Genomic DNA, 11,459 nt, shown 5'->3' with positions numbered 1-11,459 from the left:
GCCCGCTCACCCCCTGCTGCGCGCTCAGGATGGTGTACTGCTGGCCCAGCAGGCTACGCACCTCGCTTTGCGTCAGCAGGTTGCTGCTGTTCTCCAGCGTGACCGCCACCTCGCCGCCGCCGATCGTCGCCGCTCCGCTGCTCTGGATCCGATCGCTCTGGCCGTTCGGCCCCACTTCCACCGTGTAGCGCGAACCCGGCTCGAAGCTGACGTTGCCGGCCACGTTCAGGGTGCCGATCGAGTTGCCCGGCGCCACGGTGCCGCCACGGCGGGCGGTCAGCGAACCGACCGTACCGCTGCCGCCGACGATGCCGCCGTTCTGCACGCTGACATCCGAGGTGACCGAGCCGTTGATCGCCAGCCGCCCCTGATTAACCAGCGTCGGGCCGGCATAGGTGTTGTTACCGGTCAGTACCAACGTGCCGATGCCCTGTTTGGTCAGGCCGCCATGGCCGGAGATGTCGTTGCTCCAGAAATCCAGGCCGCACAGCACATCGCTGCAGACGCGCTCGGTCGGTTTACCCTTGTCCAGCACCGCGCCGACGCCCGGCAGATCCACCACAAACTGGGTCGGGCCGTAGGCCACGCCCGTCGGATCCGGAATACGGAACTCCGCAGGAATATCTTCGGCAGTCACCAACATGCCCGGGCCGTTGATGGCCTTGCCCAGGTTGATCATCCCCCAACCGTAGAGCGCGTCGATGCCCGGCGCGCCCATATCGGTGGCAGTGGTTTTCAGCACTTCCGCCACCTGCGCGCCACTCAGATACGGGAAACGCTCCATCAGCACCGCGACGCTGCCGGCCACGTGCGGCGCCGCCATCGAGGTGCCGCTGTATTTGGCGTAGCCGGTTGTCAGATTCTCTAGGCTGGTGCCTTCGATTACCGAGCTGTATACCCGGGTGCCCGGCGCCGAGACGCAGAAGCTGGCGGTATAACCGCAGCGAGAAGAGAAGGTGCTGATGCTGTAATCGCCGGTATTGGTCGGATCCTGCAAGCTGGCGACCGACAGCCAGTTCGGCGCAATCTCCGGCACAAAATAGGCCAGGCCGGCCATGGCGTCCGGATTGTTCAGGTTGTAATCGTTACCGGCGGCGAAGATGGTGACCACGCCGCTGCGGGCCGCGTCGATCGCGCCCTGATAGGCGCCCCCGGGGTTGGTGCCGAGGATCTGTTTAATCTGATCGAACTGCTTTTGCGCATCGTCAACGGTGAAATGCGGATAAGCCGGGTTCTTACCGCCCTTGGCGAATTTATCTGTAATGCCGATGCCCCAGCTGTTGTTGATGATGCGCGCGCCGCTGGCCACCAGCGCATCCCAACCGGCCTTATACACCGCGCCGTCGTTGCCGAGGATGATGCCGTCCTCCGGGCCGGGATCGCCGTTCTCCGCGCTGATGATCTGCGCGTTGAACGCCACGCCGTGCATGGCGCCGCCGTCGCGGCTGCCGGCGGCGATGCCGCCCACGTGGGTGCCGTGCGAACCGAGCGTGCCATCGGAATCCACGCTCGGCGTGCCGTCATAGCGGAAATCATCACCTTTTTTCACCGGAATATAGGGATCGGTGTATTCACGGATGCCTTTGGTAACCAGATTGATCACCTTATTCTCACCGGCGAACTCCGGGTGCTTGGCGTAAACCGGCTGATCGAAAATGCCAAGTTTGATGCCTTTTCCGGTATAACCGGCGGCGTAGGCCTGGTCAGCGTGGATCGCCCCCAGCCCCCATTCTGCATTGAACTCACTGCTGCGCCAGCTGGCCGGATCGCCCGCCTGGCCGTTCTCTATATAGCTGGAGGCCTGCGCCCCGCCAATCGCCGTCAGGCAGATCAGCATCGCGCTCCATTGTGCGCGATGAACTCCGATTTCAGGCCAGCCGAAGGCCGCCCGAGCGGATTTGACTCCTCTACGTTTCTTCTCCATCCCAGATACCGTCCGTTGTTGTTTGCAAATGTTTTATAAGATTTTTTGTGTAACAGTTTGGTAACACCAAATAAATAAAGCACAACAATCTCAAGTGCGCTTAATGTGTCATCCGGCAGTTCGACGGGAGGAGAGAATGTTTCAGGGGTGAATCAGGCCAGTGCCGATAAGAAATGACAATGACGTTTACCGGTATCGAAACGGCGATAATAAGTGAAGGGATAAATTATAATTTACTGATAAATAAAAATATAATTCAGGGAGACATGAAGAGTGCGGCCATCTGAAAAGTGCTTAACAGGCGTCTTTTATCACTTTTAATTATAAATTTTGCCAATATTCACTCAGTGAATTATGCTGGTTTTTCACTCGGCCATCGGCAAAAATTGGATTATCCTGCTGATGTTTTTTTGCAGTTCGTCGCGTCCTCTTCCGCCTGACGCAGAATGGCTTTGGCCATCCATTGCGTGACGTCCTGAATGCTCTCAAGCTCCAGCCCCCAGATATCTTTCAGCACCAGAAACACCTCCGAGCCGTAAATCAGCGAGAAAGCATGAATCACTCTCTGCAGAGAGTCCGGCGGCAGTTTGCCCTGTAGCGGTTCCACCGCCAGCGCCAACAGGCGCTTGCGGTTGCCGCGCACGAATTTCTCGCCCGGCGTCGCGTGCGCCCACTGTTGCAAAGAGAGCTGCAGCGCCGCGCGCAATGCTCCCTCGTGCCGCTCCATCTGAGGATAGGCGAAAGTCAGCAACTGCTGGATGCGTTTCAGGGCGTCATCGTCTTGCGGGCGCCATTCCAGAATAGGCCCCAGGCTTTCCGCCACCACGGCGCTAATCAGCGCACTCTGGGTCGGAAAATAGCGGTAGGCCGTCGCACGCGATACCTGCGCATGCGCCGCCAGTTCAGTGATCGAAGGAAACGCCCCTTCGTCATACAGCGTCATCGCGCTGGCCAGCAACAAACGGTAGGTTTTTGCCCGGGTGGAAGTCAGTGAAGGATCAAACGGGGTGGGAAAGGCATCTATCGGCACATAAACCTCATGCATCTGCACACGCTTGCGCAACAGAGGATGCGCCTCTGTCGACTGGCTGCCGGCAAAGCGCCGGCCACGTTGAAAAGCTCAAAAATGAGACAGGAGTCCCATTTTGCACTGAGCTGCCCTTGCAAAAATGATACTGCCGTCTCATTATATAAATACATTAATCAATTTAATTTAAACGCCAACACCAGGGCACCCTAAAAAACATAACAAAATGATTTTTAAATAAAAATTAGAAACACCCCAGGAAGATACATGAAAGACACTTCAAATTTTGTCTATATTGCTACCACAGCAGATACGAAAGGACAAGAGCTGGAGTATGTACGCCGGCTGATCGCTGCCCTGAATTTACCCACGCGAACCGTCGATCTTTCCACTCGTCGCTTGCCGTTTGACTCCCCGGCCGATATCGGTCCAGAGGACGTCGCACGCCACCATCCGGCGGGCGCCGACGCGGTCTTCTGCGCCAGTCGCGGCCAGGCGATCGCCGCCATGGCGACCGCTTTCGAACGTTTTATCCTGACGCGCCGCGATATCGCCGCCTTGCTTGGCCTGGGCGGCTCCGGCGGCACCGCCATCATCACGCCGGCCATGCAGCAGCTGCCGATCGGCCTGCCGAAAGTGATGGTCTCGAGCATGGCGGCGGGAGACGTTTCCGCCTATGTCGGCGCCAGCGATATCAACATGCTGTATTCGGTCACCGATCTCGCCGGCCTGAACCGCATCTCGCGACGGGTGCTGAGCAACGCAGCGCGCCAGATAGCCGGCGCAGTGCACTTCGCCGCCGTCGACTATCACGATAACAAACCCGCGATCGGCCTGACGACGTTTGGCGTCACCACGCCCTGCGTTCAGGCGTTGGTTGCCGAACTGGGAACACAATGGGATTGTCTGACGTTTCATGCGACCGGCAGCGGCGGCAGATCGTTGGAAAAACTGATCGATAACCGCCAACTGCACGGCGCCATCGATTTAACCACTACCGAAGTGGCCGATTACCTGTTTGGCGGTGTGCTGCCCTGCAATACGGATCGTTTTGGTGCCATTGCGCGTACCGGCATCCCGTGCGTGCTCTCCTGCGGCGCGATAGACATGATCAACTTCGGCGCGCCGAATACGGTGCCGGCTCGCTATGCCAACCGTCTGCGTCACCATCACAACCCGCAAGTGACGCTGGTGCGCACCAGCGCGCGGGAGAATGCGTTAATGGGGCGTTGGATGGGTGAAAAGATCAACGCCTGCGCGGGCGAAGTGCGTTTCGTTATCCCGGCGGGCGGCGTATCGGCTTTGGATGCGCCCGGTCAACCGTTCTGGGATCCGGCGGCGCTGGCCGCCTTTACGCAAGCGCTGGAGGAGACGGTATACGCCACCGACAAACGCCGGCTGATAAAAACGCCTTATCATATTAACGACCCGCGCTTTGCACAGGCCGTTGCCGAACAGTTCCGGCGCATTGTCGGCGGGGAATGATTATCACTCACTGCAGAACCTGCCGGTGATAACGCCAAATAAAAAGGGCCAGACAAATAGCCTGGCCCTTTATTATTCACCGCGAGCGGATATTACTGACCGGAGGGCATCTGCTCCTTCATTTTATTCATGTGGTCCATCATCTTTTGCTCGCGTTTCTGATAATTCTCATTGTATTGTTTTTTCTGCTCAGGCGTCAGCAGGTTATACATTTTATTTTCCGCTTTGGCGCGTGCCAGCATGCGTTCGGATTGCGCTTTGCCGATCGCGTCAATTTGCGCCTTCGCCTTCGCTTCGTCAAAGCTGTCGGAAGCGACCAGATTGTGCAACGCCTGGCGCTCCTCTTTCATGCCCGGCCCGCGCTTCTGGTGCGACTCTTTCATGATATCGCGCATCTGCTGGCGCTGCTGCTCGGTCAGGTTCAGCCCGGCGAACGGGCCGCCTTTGCCTTCACCCTTGTGATGCATCATTTTCATCGGCGCCGCATCCGCCGCCGGGGCCGTCGCCGTATCGGCGGCGAACGCCGCGGAAGCAGAACCCAGAGCCAGCGTGGAAGCAATAAATAAAGCCGTCAATTTACGCATAATCATTTCCTTAAAAATTTTCTTCATCAGGAGCGCTGTACGTTAACAGGCTCATTCGTTGTCGGAGATAATAATAGGCTGATAAATTTCAAGTAATGCGAGGGTGTGTAAACTTTTTAAAACCCGTCTCGGATTTATTCACCAATTATGAGAAAACTATGAAGATGGCGTTTATTTGATGGAAATTTTAATTTCTCGGCAAAAATCCCCCCGGTGGAGTTATTTTTCCGCTTTCCCCTCACCGCTATAATTTACTCACCTGCACGGCAACCTTGTATCAACCGTTTTCCGATAGCAGGGAAAATCACTAAGCATCACACGATCCGATGTTCTCCTACACTTTAAGGCAAGCGGCCGCCGGGCGACGTTTACACCGCAAAACTAATCATTGCTTATATAATAGTTTCCATCACCCGCCCCGCCTGTGAAAACCTGTTATATGATGCACAGATGCGTACGGCGATCGCTTTCGGGCCAACAGGCTGCCCGGCGCTGTGCCGGCCGCCCGCCCGTGCTCTTTTGAGGAATCGTCATGCCCGCAGACCAAGGCCCTGAGCTTCTTAGCGCTCACTTCGGCACCCAAAGCCCCCACTGGCGGCTGGCGTTTGACAGCAATGCCCTGGAGCTGTCCGCTATTAAGGGCAAAGCTCATGTCGCGGTGGCGCTCAGCGCCATGGAAGCGGCGAAAATCCGCCGTCTGACCGGCGTGACCGCCAGCCTTGAGCTGACCATTACGCTAGCCGGTGAACCGCTGCATCTGCATCTGGTCGGGCGCCGCGTCAACAACCTCGAATGGGCGGGCACCGCTTCCGCCTTCAGCGACACCCAATCCGTGGCGCGCGACCTGGTGCACGGCCTCTCCTTCGCCGAACAGGTGGTGTCCGAAGCCAACTCGGTGATCGTGATCGTCGATCAGCACGGCCGCATCCAGCGCTTCAACCGGCTGAGCGAGGAGTACACCGGGCTGCACGAACACGAGGTGATCGGCAAAAACGTTTTCCAACTGTTTATGAGCCCGGAAGAAGCCGCCGCTTCGCGGCGCAACATCGCCGGCTTCTTCCGCAACGGTTCGTCCTATGAGGTGGAACGCTGGGTAAAGACGGTCAAGGGTGAACGGCTGTTCCTGTTTCGCAACAAATTCGTGCACAGCGGCAGCGGAAAAAACGAAGTCTTTCTGATCTGCTCCGGTACCGACATCACCGAAGAACGCCGCGCGCAAGAGCGGCTACGGGTGCTGGCCAACACCGATCTCATCACCGGCCTGCCGAACCGTAACGCCATACAGGACAAGATCAATCACGCCATCGCCACGCGCGGTGAAGAGAGTTTCGGCCTGGTGTACCTCGATCTCGACAACTTCAAAAAGGTCAACGACGCCTACGGCCATATGTTCGGCGATCGGCTGCTGGTCGAGGTCGCTCTGGCGATCCTCGGCTGCCTGAGCCCGGATCAAGTGCTCGCCCGCCTCGGCGGCGACGAATTCTTGGTGCTGGCGCCACAAAGCGATCGCGAGCGCCTGCAAACGCTGGCGCAGCGCATTATCGACAGGCTGAAGACCCCTTTTCGCATCGGTCTGATTGAGGTGTATACCGGCTGTTCGATCGGCATCGCACTCTGCCCTGAGCACGGCAACGATCTCGACAGCCTGATCCGCAGCGCCGATACCGCCATGTACGTCGCCAAGGAGCACGGAAAACGCACCTATACCGTCTTCTCGCCGGAGATGAACAAACGCGTCGCCGAGTACATGTGGCTGGACACCAATCTGCGCAAAGGGTTGGAGCAAAATCAGCTGGTGCTGTATTACCAGCCTAAAATCGACGCGCACAGCGGTGAAGTGCACAGCGTGGAAGCGTTGGTGCGCTGGGATTCGCCGGAGCGCGGCCTGATCCCGCCGCTGCAGTTCATCTCCTACGCCGAGGAGTCCGGTCTGATCGGCCCGTTGGGCCAATGGGTGCTGCAAACCGCCGCCGGGCAGGCGGCGCAGTGGCAAGAGCGGGGATTGAATCTGCGGGTGGCGGTCAACCTCTCTGCCCGTCAGCTGGCCGATGACAGCATCGTCAACGACCTGCTCGGGGTGCTGCACCGTCACCGCATGGCCCCCTGTCTGCTGGACTTCGAGTTGACCGAAAGCAGCCTGATTGAAGACGAGAATCGCGCGCGCGCGCTGATCACCCGGCTGCGCGAACTGGGCGCGCAGGTGCATCTTGACGACTTTGGCACCGGCTATTCGTCGTTGGCGCAGCTGGCACGCATTCCTCTGGACGCCATCAAGCTGGATAAAAGCTTCGTGCGCGGGGTGAATTTCAATCCGGTATCGCAATCGCTGGTACGCGCGATCGTCGCGGCGGCGGAGGCGTTGGCCTTCCGCGTGATCGCCGAAGGGGTGGAGACCGAGAGCGAAAACCACTTCCTCGACGAAGTCGGCGTGGACGAAAAACAGGGCTTTCTGTTCGCGCGGCCAATGCTCCCGGAACAGCTGGAGCATTGGCTGCAGTCCTATCGCCCGCGCTCACCCTCCGCATGAGGCGGGCGCGTTAACGTTAGCCGGCACGACGCAGGTTCAGGGTATGGCGATCCTGCAACATCACCAGCCGTTCGATGTAGGCACGGTCTTTTTCCTCAATGGTAAAGGCCGAGTGCACCCAATCTTCGGTAATGTCCATCAGCTCGGAACGCGTCAGCTGCAACACGCGCTGACGCGCCCGCAGCATGGCGCGCATGCCGTTGAGCTTCGGCCGGATGGTATCGATAAAGGTGCGCGTCGCCAGGTAAGCGTCGCCGGGCTGGAACAGCTGGTCTACCAGCCCGCGGCTCTCGAACCACTCTGCGGTGTGCGACTCGCCGCCCCAAATCAGCTCCTCGGCCAAGCGCATGCCCGCCTTGCGCGCCACCAGCGAGTACCCCCCCATGCCGGGAAACAGGTTGAACGCAATCTCCGGGAACCCCATGCGCGCATTGTTTTGCGCCAATACGAAATGGTGCGCCAGCGCCGCTTCAAAACCGCCGCCCAACGCACTGCCTTCAACCATCGCAATGCTGACCGCGCCGGTGTCGAAACCGCGCGCCGCCGCATGCACGCAGTCGATGCAGGCGCGCGCGTAGGCCATCATCGCCTCGCGCTTGCGGTTTTTGATCGCTTCGGCGAAGAACTGCAGATCGCCGCCGACGTTGAACATGTTCGGCACCAGCGAGCCGGTGACCCAGAAGTCGAACCGCAGCGAAGACTCCTTCGCCGCCTGCGCCAGCGTCATGATGTCTTCAATCAATGCCTGGTTGAAGCAGGGGCGTGGCGCAGCGCGCAGCAGCATCCACATGATGTGCCGCCCCTCTTCATAGTAGGCGGAGATCTGCGACAGATTGCCCGCTTCGGTAAACGGACGACAGGTGGGGTGATTAAGCAATTTCATAAGACCTTCCAGTTTTTCTGTTGATGACGGATGAGACCGTTCCAGCCCCTACGGCTGCAGCGGAGCGGCGAGCGGCAAAGCGCGACGCCACATCATGAGTAAACGCTTTCTCGCCGACGAAACAGATAAAAATTGGAGGTAGGGAAGTGAAAAAAACCGAGGCGCCACGGGGTTTTCATAGGAATTTTACCTATCGCGCCATCCCCGGCATTTCATGCCGGGCGCTAACGCGTTAAGCTCGGAAATTGACCGTTTGCCGCCCCGGCGCTCAAAACGCCGCAGGGCTTTGGCTATAATCAACGCTGATACATGCCGTTTAACGTTAAGGAAATCGTGAAGTAATGCCTACAGGACCAGACCAGGAACGCCGCCAGCCCGCACAAGACACGCCGCCGAAGCCGCTTATCGCCATCAAGACCGGCCATGAGACGCTCGACCGCCGCATCAGCGGTTTTTCACGTCTGATTGAACGCATCAAAGCCTGGCCGAGCGTGGCGCACCTGCTGCGCGCCGCCGAACGCTTTAACGATCGGCTGGGCAGCCAGTTCGGCGCCGCCATCACCTATTTTTCATTCCTCTCGCTGATCCCAATCCTGATGGTGTCGTTCGCCGCCGCCGGTTTCGTGCTGGCTTCCAACCCGGATCTGCTGGCCCGCTTGATCAACCGGATCGTCGGCAGCATTAGCGATCCGACGCTGGCCAGCACGCTGAAGAACACCGTCAATACCGCCATTCAGCAGCGCACCACCGTGGGGTTGACTGGTCTGGCGCTGGCGCTCTATTCCGGCATCAGTTGGATGGGCAACCTGCGCGAAGCGATCCGCGCGCAGTCGCGTGACGTCTGGGAGCGCAATCCGCAGGATCAGGAGAAAATCTATTTCAAGTACACCCGCGACTTCATCTCGCTGACCGGCCTGGTGGTCGCGCTGATCATCACGCTGTCGCTGACCTCGGTCGCCGGCTCGGCGCAGGCGGCGATCGTCAACGCGCTGGGGCTGGACGGCATCGAATGGCTGCGGCCGGCGCTGACGACGATCGCACTGTCGATCTCGATATTCGCCAACTATCTGCTGTTCCTGTGGATTTTCTGGATGCTGCCGCGCCACAAACCGAAGAAAAAAGCGCTGCTGCGCGGCACCTTGCTTGCGGCTATCGGCTTTGAGGTGATCAAGTTCGTGATGACGATGACGCTGCCGCAGGTGGCGAAATCGCCTTCCGGCGCGGCCTTCGGTTCGGTGATCGGGCTGATGGCGTTCTTCTACTTCTTCGCCCGCCTGACGCTGTTTTGCGCCGCCTGGATCGCAACGGCCGACTACCAAGGCGACAAAGCCTTGCCGGAACGCGAGCCGCCGGCGCGCTGAAGCCATGCGATCGTGCCGGTGTTATCGCACACACCGGCACTTTCCTCTGGATATCAGCCAGAAAACCAGTCAATACGTCTAAATAACGCGGCACGCGATCCGAAAAACCAGCATAACAGACTACCCAATCACTTTTCTTTGCCGCTTTTACAGCCATTCCCTCTGTACGAAAGCCCTTTCTCAACGTTTAACGCTGCAGAAAACAAGCCAGATAAAACATTAGTCTTTTTAACCGGTTAGCGGGGTCATTGCCCAAAGTTCCCGCGTTGAAAAGGCCGAATGCTGTCACTAAGATGGATTTTTACCCCCTCCAACAATAAGAAATAGATATGCAAGCCACCATCGCACCCCCACTCGACGCCGACGACGCGTCCACACCGGTGAACTCCCGCGGGAAAGTCATCGTCGCCTCGCTGGTCGGCACCGCCATCGAGTTTTTCGACTTCTACATCTACGCCACCGCCGCGGTGATCGTGTTCCCGCACATCTTCTTCCCGCAGGGCGACCCGACCACCGCGACGCTGCAGTCGCTGGCCACCTTCGCGGTCGCCTTTGTCGCGCGCCCTATCGGCTCTGCGCTGTTCGGCCACTTCGGCGATCGCGTGGGGCGCAAGGTGACGCTGGTCGCCTCGCTGCTGACCATGGGGATTTCCACCGTGCTGATCGGCCTGCTGCCGAGCTATGAAACCATCGGCATCTTCGCCCCGATCCTGCTGGCGCTGGCGCGCTTTGGGCAGGGGCTGGGGCTGGGCGGCGAATGGGGCGGCGCAGCCCTGCTGGCGACGGAGAACGCGCCGGCCAAAAAGCGCGCGCTGTACGGCTCCTTCCCCCAGTTAGGGGCGCCTATCGGTTTCTTCTTCGCCAACGGCACCTTCCTGCTGCTCTCGTGGCTGCTGAGCGACCAGCAGTTTATGGAATGGGGCTGGCGCGTGCCGTTCATCCTCTCCGCGGCGCTGGTGCTGATTGGCCTGTACGTCCGGGTGTCATTGCATGAAACGCCGGTGTTCGCCAAAGTGGCCAAGGCCGGCAAACAGGTGAAAGTGCCGCTCGGCACGCTGCTGAGCAAGCATCTGAAAGCCACCATCCTCGGCACCTTCATCATGCTGGCGACCTACACGCTGTTTTATCTGATGACGGTGTATTCGATGACCTACGGCACCGCGCCGCAGCCGCTCGGGCTCGGTTACTCCCGCAACAGCTTCCTGTGGATGCTGATGGTGGCGGTGATCGGTTTCGGCGTGATGGTGCCGATCGCCGGTCTGCTGGCGGACGCGTTCGGCCGCCGCAAGACCATGATCGCCATTACCCTGCTGATGATCGGCTTCGCGTTCCTGTTCCCGACCCTGCTGGGTTCCGGCAACCAGGCGCTGGTGATGGGCTTCCTGCTGTGCGGCCTGAGCATCATGGGGCTGACCTTTGGCCCGATGGGCGCGCTGCTGCCGGAGCTGTTCCCTACCGAAGTGCGCTATACCGGCGCATCGTTCTCCTACAACGTCGCGTCGATCCTCGGCGCGTCCGTGGCGCCTTATATCGCCACCTGGCTGGCGGCCCACTACGGACTGTTCTACGTCGGCATGTACCTGGCGGCGATGGCCGGGCTGACGCTGCTGGCCCTGCTGCTGATGAAAGAAACCCGCCATCAGTCGCTGTGATCCCCTACGGCCCCCT

The 11,459-nt window shown here is 59.3% G+C and carries 8 protein-coding genes; 4 read left to right on the top strand and 4 right to left on the bottom strand.

The annotated features are described in order from the left end of the window. Window positions 1–1,837, bottom strand: a 1,837-nt coding sequence (locus tag MMS95_RS21635) for a S8 family peptidase (RefSeq protein ID WP_242142261.1), incomplete at its 3' end; no start/stop codon positions are given. 478 nt (window positions 1,838–2,315) lie between these two features. After that, entirely contained in the window at window positions 2,316–2,969 is a 654-nt protein-coding gene (locus MMS95_RS21630) for a TetR/AcrR family transcriptional regulator (RefSeq protein WP_048326479.1), read from the bottom strand. A gap of 249 nt (window positions 2,970–3,218) precedes the next feature. Here MMS95_RS21630 and MMS95_RS21625 point away from each other — a divergent pair, with 249 nt between their 5' ends. After that, window positions 3,219–4,436 carry a Tm-1-like ATP-binding domain-containing protein gene (locus MMS95_RS21625; protein WP_044030077.1) on the top strand — a complete coding sequence of 406 codons (1,218 nt, stop codon included), beginning with the start codon at window positions 3,219–3,221 and terminating at the stop codon, window positions 4,434–4,436. A 92-nt stretch (window positions 4,437–4,528) separates the two neighbouring features. On the opposite strand, the gene spy is transcribed toward MMS95_RS21625, so the two are convergent. Then, entirely contained in the window at window positions 4,529–5,020 is a 492-nt protein-coding gene (gene spy, locus MMS95_RS21620) for an ATP-independent periplasmic protein-refolding chaperone Spy (protein ID WP_044031925.1), read from the bottom strand. Between the two features lie 532 nt (window positions 5,021–5,552). Between spy and pdeR the strand changes: the two genes are divergently transcribed. Then, window positions 5,553–7,547: a cyclic di-GMP phosphodiesterase gene (gene pdeR, locus MMS95_RS21615; protein ID WP_021505223.1), complete on the top strand. Its 1,995-nt coding sequence runs from the start codon at window positions 5,553–5,555 to the stop codon at window positions 7,545–7,547. Between the two features lie 16 nt (window positions 7,548–7,563). Here the strand turns inward: pdeR and MMS95_RS21610 are convergent, their stop codons facing one another. Then, a complete protein-coding gene (locus MMS95_RS21610; RefSeq protein ID WP_004929989.1) occupies window positions 7,564–8,430 on the bottom strand; it encodes a crotonase/enoyl-CoA hydratase family protein in 867 nt (288 codons plus the stop codon). A 341-nt stretch (window positions 8,431–8,771) separates the two neighbouring features. Between MMS95_RS21610 and yhjD the strand changes: the two genes are divergently transcribed. Then, entirely contained in the window at window positions 8,772–9,791 is a 1,020-nt protein-coding gene (gene yhjD, locus MMS95_RS21605) for an inner membrane protein YhjD (RefSeq protein WP_004929987.1), read from the top strand. A 329-nt stretch (window positions 9,792–10,120) separates the two neighbouring features. Then, window positions 10,121–11,443 (top strand): MFS transporter, encoded by a 1,323-nt coding sequence (locus tag MMS95_RS21600; RefSeq protein ID WP_004929985.1) that lies wholly within the window; start codon window positions 10,121–10,123, stop codon window positions 11,441–11,443. The last annotated feature ends 16 nt before the right edge of the window (window positions 11,444–11,459 follow it).

Origin of the sequence: Serratia sp. PGPR-27 (genome assembly GCF_022678525.1) — a bacterium.
In the GTDB taxonomy this organism is placed as follows: Bacteria; Pseudomonadota; Gammaproteobacteria; order Enterobacterales; family Enterobacteriaceae; genus Serratia; species Serratia nematodiphila.
This window is presented reverse-complemented; position numbering and strand designations above follow the sequence as displayed.

Coding starts and splice junctions, on each gene's coding strand:
- pdeR (WP_021505223.1), top strand. CDS start 5,553: ATGCCCGCAGACCAAGGCCCTGAGCTTCTTAGCGCTCACTTCGGCACC.
- MMS95_RS21630 (WP_048326479.1), bottom strand. CDS start 2,969: ATGCATGAGGTTTATGTGCCGATAGATGCCTTTCCCACCCCGTTTGAT.
- MMS95_RS21600 (WP_004929985.1), top strand. CDS start 10,121: ATGCAAGCCACCATCGCACCCCCACTCGACGCCGACGACGCGTCCACA.
- yhjD (WP_004929987.1), top strand. CDS start 8,772: ATGCCTACAGGACCAGACCAGGAACGCCGCCAGCCCGCACAAGACACG.
- MMS95_RS21625 (WP_044030077.1), top strand. CDS start 3,219: ATGAAAGACACTTCAAATTTTGTCTATATTGCTACCACAGCAGATACG.
- spy (WP_044031925.1), bottom strand. CDS start 5,020: ATGCGTAAATTGACGGCTTTATTTATTGCTTCCACGCTGGCTCTGGGT.
- MMS95_RS21610 (WP_004929989.1), bottom strand. CDS start 8,430: ATGAAATTGCTTAATCACCCCACCTGTCGTCCGTTTACCGAAGCGGGC.